The organism is Demequina iriomotensis, assembly GCF_000971395.1.
GTDB classification, from domain to species: Bacteria; Actinomycetota; Actinomycetes; order Actinomycetales; family Demequinaceae; genus Demequina; species Demequina iriomotensis.
Window position 1 is genome coordinate 197462 of sequence record NZ_BBME01000009.1, and the last position, 19732, is coordinate 217193.

Genomic DNA, 19732 nt, shown 5'->3' on the forward strand with positions numbered 1-19732 from the left:
CGCCGAAGGGCGGCACCGCAGGAGGCGCGGGCGCCTCCTCACGTCGCGAACCAGGTTCCGCGGGCGCGCGCGATTCGTCCCCAACTGTACTCCAGGGGTGTCCGAGGGGAGTGGCCGGCCGCCGCGGCTCCTACCATGGTGCGATGACGTCGACGATGGTGCCCGGGCGCGCCGCCAGCCCCGCCACCACCGGCGCCGACCGCATCCGTGTCGACATCCAGGGCCTGCGCGCCCTCGCGGTCCTGCTGGTGGTCGCGTACCACCTGTTCCCCGGCCGCCTCACCGGCGGCTACGCGGGCGTCGACGTGTTCTTCGTCATCTCGGGCTTCCTCATCACGTCGCACCTGGTGCGCGAGGTGGATGCCACCGGCGGGGTGCGGCTGGCGCACTTCTGGGCGCGCCGCGCGCGCCGCCTGCTGCCCGCGTCGATGACGGTGCTGATCGCGGTCCTCGTCGCCGTAGCCGTGTGGGTGCCCCGCGCGCTGTGGGGCGAGTTCACCCGCCACGTCATCGCCGCCGCCGCGTACGTCGAGAACCTGGTGCTCGCGGGCGACTCGGTCGACTATCTCGCGTCCGACAACGCGGCCTCGCCCGTGCAGCATTACTGGTCCCTCGCCGCCGAGGAGCAGTTCTACGTGGTGTGGCCGCTGCTCATCGTGCTCGCGCTGTGGCTCGGCGCGCGGTTCGGGCGCCGACGGGCCATCGCGGCGGCGCTCGCGCTCGTCACCGGCGCATCGTTCGCCGCCTCGGTGGTGTGGACCGCCGCGTCGCCCGCGCAGGCCTACTTCGTCACGCCCACGCGTGCGTGGGAGTTCGGCGCGGGTGCCCTGCTCGCGCTCGTGCCCGCGGCCACCGGCCTCGCGCGCGGCCGGGCGGCGGCCGCGTGGGCGGGCTTCGCGGTCATCGTCGCCGCGGCGATGCTGCTCGACGATGCGACGCCGTTCCCGGGCGTCTGGGCGCTGCTCCCCGTGGTGGGGACGATGCTGGTGCTGTGGGCCGACGGCGACACGGTCGCCGGGGCGCCGACCGGGCTTCTGCGGGTGCGCCCGGTGCAGGTGACGGGAGAGCTGTCCTACTCGATCTACCTGTGGCACTGGCCGCTCATCATCCTCGCGCCCTTCGTGATCCGGCACGACCTCGGGGTGACGGACAAGCTGGTCCTGATCCCGCTCATCGGTGCGCTCGCGTACGCGAGCTGGCGCTGGGTCGAGAACCCGGCCCGCCGCGCCCGCCTCCTCACCGCAGGCCGGCCCCGGATCACGTTCGGGCTCACGCTCGTCGCGATGGCGGTGGTGATCGCGCCGGCGGCGATCATGGCGGCGAGCGTCGAGCGCGAGGTCGACGCAAGCCTCGCGCAGGCGCAGCAGCTCGCGTCGGCGGCGAGCAGCGTCGATGACGGAGGGCGCGAGCAGTCCTCGATCACCGCCGGTGGACAGGGGGCCGGTGCCACGAGCGGGTCCGAGGCCGAGCAGATCGAGGTGGTGTGCATCGGCGCGGCGACGCGGGACCCGCAGGGCGGTTGCGAGCCGACCCTGCCGCCCGGCGAGGTGGTGCCCGTGCCGGCGGCCGCGAAGCTCGACTCCCCGGAGGACTGCCTGGGCGACAAGGGCACGCGCCGCTTCGACGCGTGCGAGTTCGGCGTGCCTCTCGACGAGTCTCGCGGCACGGTGGCGCTCGTGGGCGACTCGCATGCTTACCACTGGCTCCCTGCGATCGAGGACCTCGCGCACGAGAACGGCTGGCACGGCGTGGTGATGACGCGCGCCTCGTGTCCGTTCACCCCCGCGGATCGCACGCTCGAGCCCCGGATCGTCGACACCTGCCGCTGGTACGACGACCGCGTCGCACGCGAGCTCGAGGAGCGTGAGGACATCACGGTCGTGGTGATGGGCGCGATGTCCTCCACGCGCTTCGCGGCGCCGCCCGGAGCGGACGAGCGCGCCTTCGCCCGCGACTCGTTCCGCGCCGCCATCGAGGCGCTTCCCGAGCGCGTCACCGACGTGTACGTCATGCGCGACGCGCCCATCCCGTTGGCGGACAACGTGGAGTGCGTCGAGCGCGACCTGCGCGCGGGCGGGACGGACCCGGGCCGGGCCTGCGCGGTGCCCCGGGCCGAGGCGCTCGAGCCGGATGTGCTCGCCGAGGCGGGCGAGACCTCGCCCCGCGCCACCGTCGTGGATCTCACGGACCTCTACTGCGACGACGCGGCGTGCGAGCCCGTGGTCGGCAACGTCATGGTCTACGCGGACCAGGGCCACCTCACGCGCACGTGGGTGCACAGCACGGTGCCGCAGGTCGGCCGGGTGATGACCGCGCTCACGGCAGGGTAGGTGCGGGCGGCCTCAGATCATGTAGGTGGGCTCGGCGTGGAGCACCGCGCGCAGGACCGCCTCGGCGGCCTCCTCGATGCTCTCGTCGTCCGCGCCCACCGCGATGTCCGCGTCGGCGGGGGTCTCGTACGGGTCGGAGATGCCCGTGAACTCCTTGATCTCGCCCGCGCGCGCCTTGGCGTACAGGCCCTTGCGGTCGCGCGCCTCGCACACCTCGAGCGGCGTCGCGACGTGCACGAGCACGAACCTCCCGTGCTCCTCCGCCATCGCGCGCATCTCGGCGCGCATCGACGCGTAGGGCGCGATCGGCGCGCACACGGCGATGCCGCCGTGCGCGGCGAGCTGGGCCGCGACCCAGCCGATGCGACGCACGTTGAGCTCGCGGTCGGCCCGCGAGAAGCCGAGGCCGGACGAGAGCATCGCGCGCACCTCGTCGCCGTCGAGCAGGGTGACGCGCTGGTGGCTCTCGGCGCGCAGGCGGCGCGTGAGCTGGCGTGCGATGGTCGACTTGCCCGAGCCGGACAGCCCGGTGAGCAGGATCACCATGCCCGAGCCGCGAGCGCGCCCCGTGGCGCGGCGCGTGGTGACCGAGGACGCGAAGAGCACCTCGGCCAGGTGCGTGAGCAGCGCGTCCGCATCGTCCCCCGAGAGGTGCGCGGCGGCGGGCCGCGGCAGGACGCGGATCTCGCGCGGCGAGCGCGACGCGGCGGCGACCGCGCGGGAGAGCGACTCGACGTCGCCCGCGTCGACCAGGACGGCGTCGCCGTCGGGGTCGCGCACGTCGTTGCCCAGCGCGAGGGTGGCGTGGTCGAGCAGCGGCAGCCCGGCCGACGGACGATGCTCGGCGAACGGCGCCGCGGCGGGCTCCCGGAGCATCGTGACGTCCCCCGCGACCCAGGTGCCGGCGGCGGTGGTCCGCGACTCGCGCACGTCGACGCGCGCGATCGGGGTCGCCTCGGTGTCGAGCAGCTCGATGCTCGGCGGCACCGCGATGTCGGTGACCCGCAGGGTCGCCACGTTGGCGTCGCGCGTGGGCAGCTGGTAGCGCATGTCGGCGCCGTAGGCGCCCGCGCGCAGGAGCTCGAGCTCGTTGAGCTGGGGTCGGGTGAGTCGCAGCTGCACGTCAGCCTTCCTTGGTGTCGGCGGGCTTGGCCGCCTCGGCCGGCGGGGTGATCTCGGCGGCCATCGCGGCGGTCTCCGCCGCGCGCGCCCGCTTCGCCTGCCAGATGAAGAACGAGAAGCCCAGCCGACGGCGGATCAGCGCCCACGCGAGCGTGCCGCCGATGAGCGCGGTGGCGAGCGCGGCGAGCGTGAGCTCGTTGGACGCGCCGAGCATCTTGAGGCCGGACACCATGAGGACCATCGCGAGGGCGCGGCGCACGAGGCCGCCGCCCACGCGCGAGGACAGGTGCGCGCCGAGGTACGTGCCCGGGATGGAGCCGATGATCACGGGCAGCGTCACCGACCAGTCGACCTCGCCGAACATGAGGTGCGCGATCGCGGCCGACACCACGAGCGGCACCGCCTGGACCAGGTCCGTGCCCACCAGCTGCGAGGCCTTGAGCGCCGGGTACAGCGCCATGAGCGCGATGATGATGAGCGAGCCGGAGCCCACCGAGGTGAGGCCCACCATGAGCCCGCCAATGACACCCACGATCACGGTGGGCACGGGGCGGGGCACCACGTCCGGGCGTTCCTTGGGCAGCGGCGCGGCCGAGCCGTCGCGGCTGCGGGCGCGCTCGCGAAGGCGCAGGTAGGCGCGCACCAGCAGGCCAGCCGAGGCGAGGATCAGGGCGACGCCGAGGGCCTTCTTGGTGAACGTCTCGAGCGTGTCGGCGTTGCCGAGCGCGTGCTGGAGCAGCACGCCGCCGAAGGCCGCCGGCACCGAGCCGTACGTGAGAAGCCGCACCAGCTTCCAGTTCACCGTGCCGTGCTTGATGTGCACCCACGAGCCGAACGGCTTCATCGCGGCGGCGGCGACCACGTCCGAGGACACGGCCACCGGCGCCGGGATGCCGAAGAACAGCACGAGCGTGGGCGTCATGAGGGCGCCCCCGCCCATGCCGGTGAGACCGACGACGACCCCGATGCCGGCTGCGGCCAGGATGAGGCCGATGTCCATCAGTTCTCGCGCACGAAGCCCGCACCGACGGTGCGGTTGGTCGCCTCGTCGATGAGGATGAAGGATCCGGTGGTCCGGTTGTCCGCGTACTCGTCGACCAGCAGCGGGCTGGTGACGCGCAGCTTGACACGCCCGATCGAGTTGAGGCCCAGCTCGTGGATCTCCGCGTTGCGGTGGAGCGTGTTGACGTCGAGCTCGTAGACGACGTCCTTCACCATCGCACGCGCCATGCGCGTCGTGTGGAGGATGCCGAGCTTGCGGCCGACGGTCAGCGCGTCCTGGTCCATCCAGCAGATGGTCGCATCGACGTCCTGCGTGGGCTCCGGGTGGTTGCCGGCGCGGCAGATGATGTCGCCGCGCGAGACGTCGATCTCGTCCTCGAGGCGGAGGGTCACCGACATCGGCGGCATGGCCTCCTCGAGCGGGCCGCTGGGGCCGTCGATCGCGGCGATGCGCGACGTCATGCCCGACGGAAGCGCCATGACCTCGTCGCCCACCTTGAGGATGCCCGAGGCGACCTGGCCCGCGAAGCCGCGGTAGTCGTGGACCTCGTTGCGCATCGGCCGGATCACGTACTGCACCGGGAAGCGGGGGTCCTGGAGGTTGCGGTCGGACGCGATGTGCACGTGCTCGAGGTGGTGCATGAGCGAGGCGCCGCCGTACCAGGGCGTGTTGACCGAGCGCTCCACGACGTTGTCGCCGAGCAGCGCGGACAGCGGGATCGCGGTGAGGTCGGCGATGTCGAGCTTCGCCGAGAACTCGGTGAACTCCCGGTAGATCTCGTTGAAGCGGTCCTCCGACCAGCCGACCAGGTCCATCTTGTTGACCGCGAGCACGATGTGCGGCACGCGAAGCAGCGACGCGATCGTCGCGTGGCGACGCGACTGCTCGGTCAGCCCCTTCCGGGCGTCGACAAGGATGATCGCGAGGTCGGCGGTCGAGGCGCCGGTCACCATGTTGCGCGTGTACTGCTGGTGGCCCGGCGTGTCCGCGATGATGAACTTGCGCTTGGGCGTCGCGAAGTAGCGGTACGCCACGTCGATGGTGATGCCCTGCTCGCGCTCGGCACGCAGGCCGTCCGTCAGCAGCGCGAGGTCGGTGTACTCGGTGCCGCGCGCCTTCGAGGCGGCCTCGACCGACTCGAGCTGGTCCTCGAAGATCGACTTGCTGTCGTAGAGCAGGCGGCCGATGAGGGTGGACTTGCCGTCGTCGACCGACCCGGCGGTCGCGAAACGGAGAAGATCCATCAGAAGTACCCTTCCTTCTTGCGGTCCTCCATCGCGGCCTCCGACACTCGGTCGTCGCCGCGGGTGGCACCGCGCTCGGTCAGCCGCGTCGCGGCGGTCTCGGCGATGATCTGGTCGATCGTGCTCGCGTCGGACAGCACCGCCGCGGTCAGCGTCGCGTCGCCGACGGTGCGGTAGCGCACCGTGCGACGCTCGATCATCTCGCCCTCACGGGGGCTGCAGAACTCGTTCGCGGCCATCCACATGCCGTCGCGGTGGAACACGTCGCGCTCGTGCGCGAGGTAGATCGAGGGGACCTCGATGCCGCGCGAGTTGATGTAGTCCCAGATGTCCAGCTCGGTCCAGTTGCTCAGCGGGAACACGCGGATCGACTCGCCCATGTGGACGCGGCCGTTGTAGAGGCTCCACAGCTCGGGGCGCTGGTTGCGGGGATCCCACTGGCCGAACTCGTCGCGGAAGGAGAAGACGCGCTCCTTGGCGCGGGCCTTCTCCTCGTCGCGGCGGGCGCCGCCCATGCACGCGTCGAAGCGGTTCTTCTCGATGGTGTCGAGGAGGACCGGGGTCTGGATGCGGTTGCGCGAGCCGTTGGGCTCCTCGCGCACGAACCCGCGGTCGATCGCCTCCTGCACGGAGCCGACCACCAGGTTGAGGTCGTGCTCCGCGACGATGCGGTCGCGGTAGTCGATCACCTCGGGGAAGTTGTGGCCGGTGTCCACGTGGACCAACGGCATGGGGAGGCGGGCGGGGGCGAAGGCCTTGAGCGCGATGTGCAGGAGCACGATCGAGTCCTTGCCGCCCGAGAAGAGCAGGGCGGGGCGCTCCATCTGCGCGACGACCTCGCGCACGATGTGGATGGCCTCGGCCTCCAGCGCGTCGAGCTGGCTGAACGAGGTGGCTGTCATCACGACTCTCCGTGGGTGTTCTCAGCGATCGCCGCGAGGATGCGCGGCGCCAGGCCCGGACGGCACACGACCAGGTCCGGCAGGTACGGGTCCGGGCCATTGTAGACGAGCGGGCTTCCGTCGATTCGTGACGTGAACAGGCCCGCCGCCCGGGCGACGGCGATGGGGGCCGCGGAGTCCCACTGGTACTGGCCGCCCGCGTGGACGTAGGCATCGACCTGCCCGCGGACCACGGCGGCGATCTTCACGCCGGCGGAGCCCATGGGCAGCAGCTCGGCGTCGAGCGCGGCGCGGACGGGCTCGGTGACCGCCGGCGGGCGCGAGCGCGACACGGCGAGCCGGACCGGCGCATCGTCCGTGGCCTCGGGGGCCGCGGCGACGCTGCTCGACACGAGCACCAGGTCCTCGCCGGGGATGCCGACGGCGCCGAGCGCGAGCTCGCCCTCGATCCACAGCGCGATGTGGACGGCCCAGTCCGCGCGTCCCTCGGAGTACTCGCGGGTGCCGTCGAGCGGGTCGATGATCCAGACGCGGTCGGCGCTGAGGCGCGCCTCGGAGTCCTTGGCCTCCTCGCTCAGCACGGCGTCGTCGGGGCGGTGCTCGTCCAGCAGCGCGGCGAGCAGCTCCTGGGCGCCCGCGTCGCCGGCCTTGCCGAGCTCCTTGCCCTCGAGCCCGGACTCGCGGCGCACGCGCAGCAGCTCGTCGCCCGCGGCACGCGCGAGCAGCTCGGCGAGCGCCGCGTCGGTGAGCGCGTGGGTCATGGAAGCCTCCAGGTCTGCGCGCTCGATCGGCGGGCGCGCGTGACGCCCACCGTACAGGCTCACGGCGCGGCGCTCCCAGGGGTGAGGTGTCCGAATTGCTAACCTACGGTTGCGTAGCCTACGCTGGCGTAGGTTTCTCGCGCGGTGCATGCCGGCGCGGGGCAGGACGGAAGGACACGCGCGTGGACGCACACGGACCTCTCTCCGAGGAAGGCCTGGTACGCCTCCTCTCGCACACGGGCGAGCGGCTCGACCACCCCGACTTCGGGCGCTTCGCCGCGGAGCTCGACGCGGCCGCGCTGCGGCACATGTGGCACGACATGACGGTGGTGCGCGCCTTCGACCAGGAGGCGACCAGCCTTCAGCGCCAGGGCGAGCTGGGCCTGTGGGTGCAGGCGGTGGGCCAGGAGGCCGCGCAGATCGGCTCCGGGCATGCGCTGCGCCCCCACGACTTCGTGTTCCCGTCCTACCGCGAGCACGCCGTCGCGCACACGCGCGGCGTCGACCTGCCCGAGATCCTGCGCATCTTCCGCGGCCTGCAGCACGGCGCGTGGGACCCGCAGGCGCACGGCTTCCACCTCTACACCTTGGTGATCGGCGCGCACGCGCTGCACGCGACGGGCTACGCGATGGCGATGGCGCGCGACGGGCGCGTCGGCACCGGTCAGGACTCGGACTCTGCGGTGGTCTGCTACTTCGGCGACGGCGCAACCAGCCAGGGTGACGTCAACGAGGCGCTCACGTTCGCGGCGGTGAACGATGCGCCCATCGTGTTCTTCGTCCAGAACAACCAGTTCGCGATCTCCGAGTCGACCGCGCGCCAGAGCCGCGTGCCGCTCGCACAGCGCGGGGCCGGCTTCGGCGTGCCCTCCGTCCGCGTCGACGGCAACGACGTGATCGCGTCCTACGCGGTGACGCAGTGGGCGCTTCAGCACGCGCGGTCGGGTGCCGGGCCGGTGCTGATCGAGGCCTTCACCTATCGCATGGGCGCGCACACCACGTCGGACGATCCGACGCGGTACCGCTCGCACGCCGACGAGGCCTACTGGGCCGAGCGCGACCCGATCGCGCGGCTCGAGACCTACCTGCGCGGCATCGGCGAGCTGTCCGACCAGGACGTCGAGGCCGCGCGCGCCGAGTCCAAGGAGCTGGGCAAGCGCACGCGCGAGACGGTGAAGGCGTGGGAGCGGCCCGCCGTCGAGACGATGTTCGACCACGTCTACGCGGAGCCGCACGCGACCGTCGCCGCGGAGCGCGCGTGGCACTCACGCTACGAGCGGTCCTTCGCGGACCAGGGGGCGCACGCATGACCACGATGACGATGGCGGGCGCGATCAACCGCGGCCTGCGCGCGGCGATGGAGCGCGACCCCAAGGTGCTGCTCATGGGCGAGGACATCGGCCAGCTCGGCGGCGTGTTCCGCGTGACCGACGGCCTGTGGAAGGACTTCGGCGGCGACCGTGTCGTCGATACGCCGCTCGCCGAGTCCGGCATCGTCGGCACCGCGATCGGGCTCGCGATGGGCGGGTACCGCCCGGTGGTCGAGATCCAGTTCGACGGCTTCATCTTCCCCGCCTACAACCAGATCACCACCCAGCTCGCGAAGATGCACTACCGGTCGCAGGGCCTCATCACCCTGCCCGTGGTGATCCGCGTGCCGTTCGCGGGCGGCATCGGCGCCGTCGAGCACCACTCCGAGAGCCCCGAGGCGCTGTTCGCGCACACCGCCGGCCTGCGCGTGATCTCGCCCGCGACCCCGCAGGACGCGTTCGACATGATCCAGCAGGCCATCGCCTCGCCCGACCCGGTGCTGTTCCTCGAGCCCAAGGCCCGCTACTGGGACAAGGGCGAGGTCGACGAGTCGCGCGTGGCCGCCCAGCTCGAGGGCGAGCACGCCGCCTCGGCCGCGACCTCGGAGATGTCGCGCGGCCGCGTGGCGCGCGAGGGCTCGGACGTCACGCTCGTCGCGTACGGCCCGACGATGCGCCTGGCCCTGCAGGCGGCCGAGGTCGCCGCCGCGGACGGGACCAGCGTCGAGGTGATCGACCTGCGCTCGATCTCGCCGCTCGACTCGGACACCGTGCTGCGCTCGGCGAAGCGCACCGGGCGCGTGGTCATCGTCCACGAGGCGCCCACCGCGTTCGGGCCGGGTGCCGAGCTGTCCGCGCGCGTCACGGAGCAGGCCTTCTTCCACCTGCACGCGCCCGTGCTCCGCGTCGGAGGCTTCCACGCGCCCTACCCTGGGGCGAAGCTCGAGCACGACTACCTGCCCAGCCTGGATCGCGTGCTCGACGCTGTCGACCGTGTGATGACGCACTGAGAGGGCGCGCATGCCTACCTTCGAGATCTTCCACATGCCCGATGCCGGCGAGGGCCTCACCGAGGCCGATGTGGTGACGTGGCGTGTCGCCGTGGGCGACGCTGTCGAGGTCAACCAGCCGCTGGTCGAGATCGAGACCGCGAAGTCCCTGGTCGAGCTGCCGTGCCCGGTCGACGGCGTGGTGGTCGAGCTGCTGGTCGCCGAGGGCGACACCGTCGACGTCGGGGCGCCCATCGCGCGGTTCGACGTCGATCCCGGTGGCGAGCCTGCGGCTGACGAGGCGCCCGTGGCCGAGGCCCCCGAGCCCGAGACGCCGTCCGTGCCGGTGGTCGAGGCGCCTGCGGCGCAGGCGGCGGCCGAGCCCGCCGACGCATCGTCCGGCGCGGTGCTGGTGGGCTACGGCGTGTCCGCGGGCTCCGCGGTGCGCCGCCCGCGCAAGGAGGGCGCGCTCGAGCCGATCGGCGGCGCGGGCGAGGCCTCCGACTACCCGGTCCTCGCGAAGCCGCCGGTGCGCAAGCTGGCGCGCGAGCTCGGCGTCGAGATCACGACGGTGACCCCGTCGGGACCCGGCGGGCTGGTGACGCGCGAGGACGTCGAGCAGGCGTCGAAGGCGAACTCGGCCCGATCGCTCGCGACGTACGCGACGGACGATCAGCCGTGGCTCGAGTCGGGCTACAGCGCCGACGGGGGCCGCTCCACGCGCGTGCCGGTCAAGAGCGTGCGCAAGCGCACCGCCGAGGCGATGGTGAAGTCCGCGTTCACGGCGCCTCATGTGACGGTGTTCCACACCGCCGACGTCACGGCCACCATGGACCTGGTCAAGCGGCTCAAGGCCGATCGCGAGTTCGCCGACGTGCGCGTCACGCCGCTGCTCATCGTCGCCAAGGCGCTCCTGCTCGCCGTGCGCCGCCACCCCGAGATCAACGCGAGCTGGGACGACGAGGCCCGCGAGATCGTTTACAAGCACTTCGTCAACCTGGGCATCGCGGCCTCGACGCCGCGCGGCCTGCTGGTGCCGAACATCAAGGACGCCCACCGCCTGCCGTTGCACGAGCTCGCCGCGGAGCTGGGCGACCTCACGTCCCTGGCCCGCGAGAACCGCACGCCGCCCAGCGCGCTGACCGGCGGCACCATCTCGATCACCAACGTGGGCCCGCTCGGCATCGACACCGGCACCCCCATCCTCAACCCCGGCGAGTCGGCCATCCTGGCGTTCGGCGCGATCCGGGAGCAGCCGTGGGTGCACGAGGGCGAGATCAAGATCCGGTGGGTCACGCAGCTCGCGCTGAGCTTCGACCACCGCCTCGTGGACGGCGAGCTGGGTGCGCGCGTGCTCGCGGATGTCGGGCGGGTCATGAGCGACCCGGGTCAGGCGCTCGTCTGGGGGTGAGCATCCGGCCGTCGACGCCCGGCGGCGGCGACCGTTGCTAGCCTTCGCGCATGCGTGAGACGGCGACGGGCGAGGCGCCGTCGGCGCGCCCGCGCAGCGCCGGCCCCGACCAGCTCAAGGCGCTCCTGCTGGTGCTCGTGGTGTTCGGCCACACCTACATGGTGCCGTTGGACTCCGACCTGCTGCGCTACATGATCTACGGGTTCCACATGCCCGCGTTCCTCTTCCTGTCGGGCTACCTGGTGTCGGAGGCGAGCCTGCGCCGACGCTCGCTCGGCGAGCTGCTCCGCCACTACTGGCGCCGGATGCTCCTCGCCTGGCTCGTCGTCTCGCTCGTGTGGCGCGCCGCAGCGACCCCGGGCGCCTCCTGGGCGCCGAAGGACCTCGTCGACGCCGTCGTGCTGCAGCCGGCGTTCCACCTCTGGTACATCCCGGCGCTGATGCTCGCGGTCGTCGTCGCGTGGGTCCTGGTGAGGACTGCGCGGCCCGGGCTGTGGATCGGTGCGGTCGCGGCGCTCGCCTATCTCGGCACGCCTGCGCTCGAGTCGATCACGGGGCCCCTCCCGTTCGACAGGCGCTACCTGCTGTATTTCGTCTACTTCGCGTTCGGCCTCATGGTGCGCAACGGGTGGGCGCGCGTGCTCCCGGTGCCGTGGGCGCTGGCGAGCGTCGCCGGCGGGCTGGTGCTGCGCGCGGCGGTGTTCGCCGGCGCCGAATCGATCGATCAGCTCGCCTGGCTCGTGCTCAACATCGGCGCGATGTCGCTCGTGCCACCCGCGATCGGCTGGCTCGAGCGACCGCTCCCGGCGATCGGACCCTCGCTCGCGACCATCGGGCAGTACTCGCTGTGGGTCTATCTCCTTCACCCCTTCGTGACCTCGGGCAAGGTGATGCCAGGTGCAGAGATCTGGGGCAGCTCGGTGCCGCTGTCGCTTGCCGTCACGGTGCTCGTCCTCGTGGTCGCCGTCGTGCTGATCGCCGTCGGGACCCGCCTCCGAGAGCGGATCGGCGGCAGGCCGGTCGGCGGCGCCGCTTTTTGACTCGGGGCCGTCGGCGCCGTCGGGGCTGGCGGGTACGCTCGCGGGTGCGGGTGGCGACGTCCCGCGCGCAGGCTCAAGGAGGGTGTCCCTATGGCGGTGGAGTTCGAGAAGCTGGTCTACCTGGACCCTCAGAAGACCGGGTCGACCTTCGTCGAGGAGGTGCTGATCGAGGTGTTCGGCGGTGAGCCCACGCTGCGTGCGCGTCACACGCCGCTCAAGGAGCGTGACCCCGAGCGGCTCCACTGCATCTCGGTGCGCGATCCGTGGGATCAGTACCTCTCGCTGTACCGGTACGGCGCGGACCGCCGCGGCGGCGTGTACCTCAACCTCAAGGCCGCGGGGCTGAGCGACGCCTACGCATCGTTCGGGGACTGGCTCGACGTGGTCCTCGATCCCGCGAACGCAGCGATGGTGGCGCCCAACTGGGGCAGCACCGGCATCGCGCGCTTCGTCGGCGTGCAGTCGTTCCGCTACCTGCGCATGGCGCTGCCGCGCGCGCTCGAGCGGATGCGGACGATGGAGTCCGTCGAGGACGTCCGCGAGCAGCATGCGCAGCACAAGGCGTGGGACGTGGTGCTGCGGACCGAGACGCTCGCCGACGACGTGGTCGACATGCTCGACACCCACCGCGACCGCCTCGGCATCACGATGAGCAGGGAGGACCTCGACCGCATCGCGCGCCAACACGCCGGCGCGAACGCGTCCAAGTCGAAGCGGGTCGAGATGGAGGACGCGCACCGCGCGCGCATCGCGAGCTCCGAGTGGCTGCTGCTCGAGGAGTTCGGCTACTAGGAGCGCGGGCCCGGTCCCCGCGGGGCCGCCCCCGCCCCCCGCACTACCCCGCGCCGCCTCGCACTACCCCACGTCGCCCCGCACCCCACCCCACGCCACCCCCTCGCCGCCCCGCGCCACCCCATACCAGCCCTCGCGAATGGGGCGCTGGCCGACGTTTCTGCTCGGCGCGCGCCTCCTAGGGGGCGTTCTCGCTCGCGCGTCGTCGGGTGCGACGCGAATGCCCCATGGCGTGCGGCGACGTCCGAGAATCGACCGTGAGCGCCCCATTCGGCGGGGGGAGTGGGTGGCGGTCGCGGGTCGCGCGCTCAGCCGCTAGGACGCGTCCGCCCAGGAGACCTCGACGGGCAGCCCCACGAAGGCGCCGAACGGCGCGAGCGACCTCTCGCATCGTCGCCGCGCTCGCGCGCCCATCCCCACGACGTCGTGCGCCTCGACGGCCACGGACCGCGCCTTGATCGTGCGGCGCCAGGTCCCCACCACCCGGCCGTCGAGCACAAAGGTCGAGCGGAACACGCCGTTGCCGCCGGGCACCACCGCGCGCTCGTGCGCCTTGTCGAGCTGCGCGCTGCGATCCGCGTAGCCGAGCACCAGCTCGTCGAACCCCGGAAGAGCGAGGTCCTCGAGCTCCGGGACGCCGCCTTCGAGGGCCTCCGGCGAGACGAGCATCGGCCCCGCGACGGTGTCGACCGCGACCACCGCGTCCCCGGCGGCCGCGATGCCGGCCCGGCAGTCGCGCAGGGGCAGCCCGGTCCATCGGGCGAGGTCGCGCTCCGTCACGGGCCCGTGCCCGCGGACGTAGCGGGTCGCCAGCGTGCCCAGCGCCTCGGCGCGTCCCGGCAGGTGCGGGTCGGGGGCCGCCTCGTCGAGCCGCGCCAGGACCTGCTCCTTGCCCTGCTGGCCCACGAGGCACACGACGCCGGCCTGGGCCGCGTCGACGATCACGTGGTATCCGCGCTGGCCGTCCGGTGGGACGCCCGCCTCGGCGAGCGCGTCCAGGCATGCGGACCGCGTGAGGCGCCGCCCCGTGAGGGCCTCGCGGAGCGCCGCGGCACCGCGCGCGACGTCCGCGTCCGTGAGCCCGAGCTGGTGGCGCCGCGCGGCCGCCGCCGCACGCGGCCGCGCGCTCATGAGGGCCGTCATCCACGCCGCATCGCGCGTCGGGACCAGGTGGATGGTGCCGCGCATCGGCCATGTGCGGAGGGCCTCGCCGCGCTCGAGGGCGGCGTCGATGTCCGCTCCGACGGCACCCGGCAGCCTCACTCCGAGCGACCATCGTGCCGAGGCGATGTCCTGCGCCTGCATCGCGCCCAGGTGCTCGACCACGCGCGCGACCGCGCCCGGGCCGTCGCCGAGCGCCTCCCCACGCGCGCCCGTCAGCAGCAGCGAGCGCGGGCGAAGCGCCGCGATCGACGGGAGGTCGAGCGGAGCGGGTGCCATGCGGTCACGGTAGCGCCCTGTTACGCTCGCCGAAGGTCAAAGATTCGTCAAGCACGTGGCAAGGAGTGTCTATGGAGCGGTGGCTCGCGGGGGAGGGCGCGGCACTCGACGAGGTCGCCGCGACCGTGCGGGCGTGGATCCCCTACGCGGTGGACTCGCCGCTGTACTCGCGGCTCGCGGCGGGCATCGCCGAGGACCCGGAGATGCTGCGCGTGGTCGCCGGCGTGCGCGCGATGCCGCCGATGACGCTGCTGCTCGGCGCGGTCCAACTGCTCCTGCGCGAGGACGATGCGCTTGCGGCCTGGTACCCGCGGCTCGCGGGCGAGGCCCGCCCTCCGGACGATGCCGCGTACGTGGCCTTCCGCGACTTCGCCCTCGCGCGCCGCGACGAAGTCGAGGCGATCACCGCGACGCGGCGCACGCAGACGAACGAGGTGCGCCGTTGCGCTGTGCTCATGCCCGCCGTGGCGCGGGCGATCGCAGCGCAAGGATGGGACGGCCCGGTTCACGCGGTCGACGTCGGGGCGTCCGCCGGGCTGTGCCTGCTGCTCGACCGCCTCGCGTACCGCTACGGCGACGTCGCCGTGGGGGACGGGCCCCTCACGCTCGACGCCGAGCTGCGCGGCGGCCTCGCCGCGCCTCGCGCGGTGCCGGAGCTCGCGACGCGGACCGGGCTCGACCTCGAGCCCGTCGACCTCGACGATCCGGCGGCCGCCGCGTGGCTCGAGGCGCTCGTGTGGCCCGAGCACGTCGCGCGCCTCGAGCGGCTGCGGGCCGCGATCGCGCTCCACCGCGCGACCCCGATCTCGATGGTCGCAGGCGACGCGGTCGAGACGCTGCCGCGCGTGGCGGCCGCGCTGCCCGAGGGGCCGCTCGTCGTCTGGCACTCGATCGCGGTCTACCAGCTCACCGAGGCGCAGCAGGATGCGCTGGACGATGCGGTGGAGGCGGTCGCGTCGACCCGGCCGACGGTGCGGGTCGCGTTCGAGCCTTCGGACGGTGGGGCGTCCGATGTGCGCATCGGCCTGCGGCCGCGTGCCGCGACGCCTGTGGCGCGCGCCCACCATCACGGCGGGTGGATCGCGGCGGTGTGACGCGTCGCGCCTGGCAGCACCATGATCCCGGGGGTGCGGAGAGGTCCCTCTGGGGTTAGCCTGACGCCAGGAGCGACCGGGGGGCGTGCGTGATGGAGGGCGGGAGCTTCCGGCCCGAGCCGGAGGAGCAGGGTGAGGGTCCGCCGTTGCCGCATGCGCGGCCCGGGGAGCCCGGGGCCCGAGGGACCGCGGGTCCCATGCGCGCGAGCGCGGTCGACCAGGTCCGCGGTCGCGGCGTCAGCATGGAGTGCAACCGCTTCGGGCACTACGCGGTCGCGCTCGGCGTCGCCGCGATCCTCGGTGCCGTCGCCGTGCATGTGCTCGGCAGCACGCCGTGGGTCGCGGTCGTCGCCGCGATCGCCGCGGCGCGCTTCGGATCGCGCGGATGGAACGCGGCGGAGCGGGGCTTCGCGACCAACCGGGGCACGGCCGGCGCCGGTCTCGCGCTCGGTCTCGCGGCGCTGGTCGCGCTCGCCGCGCGCGCGGTGCTCGACGCGATCGAGGCGAGCGCGGTCCTCTGACGCGGCGCGGTCGCGTCCGGAACGCTCCCGCCCGCGTCGCACCCGCCGGGTCGGAGCGTCGCGCGGGCCGCTCTACGCTTGTCCGCATGACGGTCGAGACGCTCGTGACGCTCAGCGCCGCGACGAGGGACCTGTCCATCGCCGCGACGGCCGGTGCGCTGCTCGTCATCGCGGGCGTGCTGCCCGTGGGCCACGCCGCGGTCGCGCGCGCCTCGCTGATCGCCCGGGTCGGCTCGATCCTGTGGGTCGTGGGAGCGTTCGCGCATTCCCTCGCCACGTATGCGAGCATCCGCGGGGCCCTTCCCGACGCCTCCCGCTTCATCGAGGAATGGTGGAGCTACTCGACGTCGGTGGACCTGCTCCAGGCCTACCTCCAGGTGCTGCTCGCGGGGCTGATCGCCTCGGTGCTGTGCACGCTCGTGCGCACGCCCGCGCTCGCGGCCTGGTCGCTCGTCCCGGTCGCATGGGCGCTGGGCTGGCTCGCGCAGACCGGGCACGCCGCGGGTGCGGCCGACCACCACCTCGCGACCTCCGCCATGTTCCTCCACCTCGCGGGCGCCACGGTCTGGACCGGCGTCATCGGGGTGATGGTCGTGCTGCGCGGCGTCCTCGGGGGCACGGCCAAGGACGCGATGATCCGCGTCTCGCGCCTCGCGATCTGGGCGGCGGCCGCGGTGATCGTGTCCGGGATCGCCAACGGCGCGATCCGCCTCGCGACCCCCGCGGAGCTGTGGACGACGCCCTACGGCCGCCTGCTGCTGCTCAAGACCGCGCTCATGTGCGTCGCGATCGCGCTCGCGGCGTGGCACCGCCGCGTCGCGCTGCCGCGCCTGAGCGACGCCGCGGTCGCGCGCCGGTTCTGGCGGCTCATGGCGGTCGACGTCGGCGCGCTCGTGGCGGTCATGGGCGTCGCCGCGGTGCTCGCGTCGACCGCGCCCCCGGTGCCCATCGAGGCGCTCGCGGAGCCCAGCCCCGCCTACCAGCTCACGGGCTACGCGCTCCCGCCGGCGCCGTCGTTCGCGACGTGGGTGGGTCTGTGGCGGCTCGAGATCATCGCCGCCTTCGTGCTCGTCGCGCTCGCCGCGGTGTACCTCATCGGGGTGCTGCGTCTGCGCCGGCGCGGCGACGCGTGGCCGTGGCACCGCACCGCGAGCTGGCTCGCGGGCATCGTCCTCATGCTGTGGATCACCCAGGGCGGGCCCACCGTCTACGGGATGGTGACCTTCTCGGGCCACATGCTCGAGCACATGCTGCTCGTGATGGTCGCGCCCGTGCCGCTCACCTTCGGTGCTCCCATCACCCTCGCGCTGCGCGCCCTGCCGCCCCGCCGCGACGGCTCGGTCGGGCCGCGCGAGTGGATCCGCATCGTCGTCGAGTCGCGGTGGATGCGCTTCTGGGCCCACCCGATCGTCGCCGCCACCAGCTTCGCGGGCTTCCTCATCGTCTTCTACTACTCGCCGCTGTTCGAGCTCGCGCTGCGCAACCACGCCGGCCACCTGTGGATGACCCTGCACTTCACCGTGGTCGGCTACCTGTTCGTCAACGCGCTCGTGGGCGTCGACCCCGGGCCCACGCGGCCGAGCTACCCGCTGCGCATCGTCCTGCTGTTCGCGACCATGGCGTTCCACGCCTTCTTCGGCGTCGCGATCATGATGTCGACGGTGCTGCTCGCCCCCACCTACTTCGGGCTCATGGGGCGCACGTGGGGGCCCGACGCGATCACCGACCAGCAGTACGGCGGCGGTGTGGCGTGGGGCATCGGCGAGCTGCCGGTGGTGCTGCTCGCGATCGGGATCATCACCGCGTGGCGGCGCGAGGACGCCCGGGAGGTCAAGCGCCGCGATCGTCAGGCGGACCGCGACGACGACGCCGAGCTCAGGGCCTACAACGCGATGCTCGCCGCGACGGCCGAGGAGGACGCGCAGCGCGAGCGCTGACCCGTGAGCCCGGCGCCGGGCTCCGTTGTCGGCGCGGTGGCAGACCGGTCCGACATACGGGCGCCGTTTCACATGGATGACGGACGATGCGCGGATCGGTCCGACATACGAGCGGGGCCGGGCCGGGCAGGGCTGGGCAGGGCTGAGCCGGGCCAGACCGGACCGCCGCCCGCCCCCGGGTCAGCCTTCGAGGACCGTGCCGTCCGGGATCGTCTCCGCCTTGCCGGTGTCCTCGAGCGCCACGTCGCCGCGCACGATCACGCCCGCGCCGAACGTCCAGTCGCCCTTGACCGTCAGCGAGGTCGCCTCGCGCAGCGACGGGGCGCCGTGCGGGAAGCGCGCCTCGAAGCGCGACATCGTTTTGTAGTGCTTCGAGTCGAGGTCGATCTCGGGGGCGTGCGGCACGGCGAGGCGGAGCCCGCCGTCCTCGCCCAGGTCGTACGCGTCGGAGCGCAGGAGCAGCAGGTCGTTGGTGGTCTTCACCGGCAGGAACCGGTCACGCCCGACCACGATCGACGTGGCGCCCTCGAACACCTCGATCGCGGCGCCCATGGCGGTCTCGATCTGGAAGACCTCCGGCGAGCCAGCATCGGTGGGGTCCACGTTCTTGATGTTGCGGATGAGCGGGAGGCCCAGCACCGCGCCGCGCTCGGTGAGCGCCGCCTTGAGCCGCTCGAGGTCCCACCACAGGTTGTTGGTGTGGAAGAACGGGTGGTGGTGCTCGTCCGTGAAGTAGTGCATCTCCTCCGGGGCGGTCTGCGCGGTGTCGCGCAGGATGAGCTGCCCGTCGGCCTTCCGGATCGCGAGGTGCCCGCCCTTGCGGTCCATCGCGGTGCGGGGGCACAGCTCGGCGGCGTACGGAGCGCCCGAGGCGGCGAACCAGCCGGCGATGCGGCCGTTCGGCACCGCGCCGAGGTTGTCGGAGTTCGACACGCACGCGTAGCGGAAGCCCGCCTCGAGCAGCGCGTCGAGCACGCCCGACGCGAGGATCGCCGTGTAGATGTCGCCGTGGCCCGGGGGGCACCACTCGAGCGTGGGGTCCTGCGCCCACGTCACCGGCATGAGGCCGTCCACCAGGAGCTTGGGCTCGGCGTTCTGGAGGAAGTCGAGCGGGAGGCCATCGACGGCGAGGTCGGCGTAGGGCGCGAGCGCCGCCAGCGAGTCGTCGCGCGTGCGGAAGCTGTTCATGAGCACGAGCGGCAGCGGGGCCCCGGTCGCGACCCGCGCCTGCTGGACCTGCGCGACGATGAGGTCGAGGAACGAGCGCCCGTCGCGGACGGGGAGCAGGGACTTCGCCTTGTCCATGCCCATCGAGGTGCCGAGGCCGCCGTTGAGGCGGATGATCGCGGTGCGCGCGAGCGCGTCGCGGGCCTGCTCGGCCGTGACCTCGACGCCGTCGAGCAGCGGCGGGTCGAGCAGCGGCTCGATGGTGTCCTCGCGGATGAGGCCGGTCGCGCCGGCCTCGAGCTCCCCGAAGTAGTGGGAGAACACGTCGATGGCGGTCTGGTCGACCCCGGCGGCGGCCATCTTGGCCTGGGCGGCGATGAGTCCAGGAGCGGTCGTCATGGTGACGAGACTAGGGGGAACCGCGCGCCAGGGCCAGGCGGAGGGTCCCGGTTCACCCGTCCGTCACCATGACGGTGTTTCCACAGATTTCATCCACAGGTGTGGGTAAAACCCTCCGGACGCCGCGTGGCGCATGTGGATGACCTTGTGGGCGCGCGGTGGACAGGAGAACGATGTCCGGTACCCCTTGCAGTGCCCGCCCGACGCGAGTAGAAACGCCGGTAGCGAGAAGGTGCGACGCGCGCCGGCGGGGGACGTGAGAGCGTTCTC

General features: G+C 72.9%; 16 protein-coding genes. 9 read left to right on the top strand and 7 right to left on the bottom strand.

What is annotated here, in order from left to right:
- Nucleotides 1-143 precede the first annotated feature (143 nt).
- A complete protein-coding gene (locus AOM09_RS00990; protein WP_062383015.1) occupies nt 144-2330 on the top strand; it encodes an acyltransferase family protein in 2187 nt (728 codons plus the stop codon).
- Between the two features lie 12 nt (nt 2331-2342).
- On the opposite strand, the gene cysC is transcribed toward AOM09_RS00990, so the two are convergent.
- Genes cysC through AOM09_RS01015 form a run of 5 tightly spaced genes read right to left on the bottom strand, consistent with a single transcriptional unit; the run spans nt 2343 to nt 7362 of the window.
- Nucleotides 2343-3452, bottom strand: a complete 1110-nt coding sequence (cysC, locus tag AOM09_RS00995) for an adenylyl-sulfate kinase (RefSeq protein ID WP_062383017.1) — start codon at nt 3450-3452, stop codon at nt 2343-2345.
- Between the two features lies 1 nt (nt 3453).
- The gene (locus AOM09_RS01000; RefSeq protein WP_062383018.1) at nt 3454-4452 is read right to left on the bottom strand and encodes a sulfite exporter TauE/SafE family protein; all 999 of its coding nucleotides are present in this window, start codon (nt 4450-4452) and stop codon (nt 3454-3456) included.
- Nucleotides 4452-5699, bottom strand: a complete 1248-nt coding sequence (locus AOM09_RS01005; RefSeq protein ID WP_062383019.1) for a sulfate adenylyltransferase subunit 1 — start codon at nt 5697-5699, stop codon at nt 4452-4454. Before AOM09_RS01005 ends, AOM09_RS01000 begins: the two co-directional genes overlap by 1 nt.
- On the bottom strand, nt 5699-6601 hold the full coding sequence (gene cysD / locus AOM09_RS01010; protein WP_062383022.1) for a sulfate adenylyltransferase subunit CysD: 903 nt from the start codon (nt 6599-6601) through the stop codon (nt 5699-5701). The genes AOM09_RS01005 and cysD overlap by 1 nt, the downstream gene beginning before the upstream one ends.
- The gene (locus AOM09_RS01015; RefSeq protein ID WP_062383025.1) at nt 6601-7362 is read right to left on the bottom strand and encodes a 3'(2'),5'-bisphosphate nucleotidase CysQ; all 762 of its coding nucleotides are present in this window, start codon (nt 7360-7362) and stop codon (nt 6601-6603) included. The genes cysD and AOM09_RS01015 overlap by 1 nt, the downstream gene beginning before the upstream one ends.
- Before the next feature lie 182 nt (nt 7363-7544).
- Here AOM09_RS01015 and pdhA point away from each other — a divergent pair, with 182 nt between their 5' ends.
- The 5 genes from pdhA to AOM09_RS01040 all read left to right on the top strand — a co-directional run bounded on the left by pdhA (nt 7545) and on the right by AOM09_RS01040 (nt 12904).
- Nucleotides 7545-8672, top strand: a complete 1128-nt coding sequence (pdhA, locus tag AOM09_RS01020; protein ID WP_062383028.1) for a pyruvate dehydrogenase (acetyl-transferring) E1 component subunit alpha — start codon at nt 7545-7547, stop codon at nt 8670-8672.
- The gene (locus tag AOM09_RS01025) at nt 8669-9682 is read left to right on the top strand and encodes an alpha-ketoacid dehydrogenase subunit beta (protein WP_082098701.1); all 1014 of its coding nucleotides are present in this window, start codon (nt 8669-8671) and stop codon (nt 9680-9682) included. Before pdhA ends, AOM09_RS01025 begins: the two co-directional genes overlap by 4 nt.
- 10 nt (nt 9683-9692) lie before the next feature.
- Nucleotides 9693-11072 carry a dihydrolipoamide acetyltransferase family protein gene (locus AOM09_RS01030; RefSeq protein ID WP_062383030.1) on the top strand — a complete coding sequence of 460 codons (1380 nt, stop codon included), beginning with the start codon at nt 9693-9695 and terminating at the stop codon, nt 11070-11072.
- A gap of 50 nt (nt 11073-11122) precedes the next feature.
- Nucleotides 11123-12112, top strand: coding sequence for an acyltransferase family protein (locus AOM09_RS01035; RefSeq protein WP_062383033.1), 990 nt, complete (start codon nt 11123-11125; stop codon nt 12110-12112).
- Between the two features lie 90 nt (nt 12113-12202).
- Complete coding sequence (locus AOM09_RS01040; protein ID WP_062383036.1) at nt 12203-12904, top strand: hypothetical protein; 702 nt, start codon at nt 12203-12205, stop codon at nt 12902-12904.
- Between the two features lie 315 nt (nt 12905-13219).
- Here the strand turns inward: AOM09_RS01040 and AOM09_RS01045 are convergent, their stop codons facing one another.
- Nucleotides 13220-14344, bottom strand: a complete 1125-nt coding sequence (locus AOM09_RS01045) for a winged helix DNA-binding domain-containing protein (protein WP_062383041.1) — start codon at nt 14342-14344, stop codon at nt 13220-13222.
- A gap of 71 nt (nt 14345-14415) precedes the next feature.
- On the opposite strand from AOM09_RS01045, the gene AOM09_RS01050 reads away from it, so the two are divergent.
- From AOM09_RS01050 to AOM09_RS01060, 3 genes are all read left to right on the top strand, one after another.
- Nucleotides 14416-15438, top strand: coding sequence for a DUF2332 domain-containing protein (locus AOM09_RS01050; RefSeq protein WP_062383043.1), 1023 nt, complete (start codon nt 14416-14418; stop codon nt 15436-15438).
- 197 nt (nt 15439-15635) lie between these two features.
- Complete coding sequence (locus AOM09_RS15295; protein ID WP_062383046.1) at nt 15636-15959, top strand: hypothetical protein; 324 nt, start codon at nt 15636-15638, stop codon at nt 15957-15959.
- A gap of 86 nt (nt 15960-16045) precedes the next feature.
- Nucleotides 16046-17896, top strand: a complete 1851-nt coding sequence (locus AOM09_RS01060; RefSeq protein WP_062383049.1) for a bifunctional copper resistance protein CopD/cytochrome c oxidase assembly protein — start codon at nt 16046-16048, stop codon at nt 17894-17896.
- Between the two features lie 180 nt (nt 17897-18076).
- Here the strand turns inward: AOM09_RS01060 and AOM09_RS01065 are convergent, their stop codons facing one another.
- Entirely contained in the window at nt 18077-19462 is a 1386-nt protein-coding gene (locus tag AOM09_RS01065) for a UTP--glucose-1-phosphate uridylyltransferase (RefSeq protein ID WP_062383052.1), read from the bottom strand.
- Between the last annotated feature and the right edge of the window lie 270 nt (nt 19463-19732).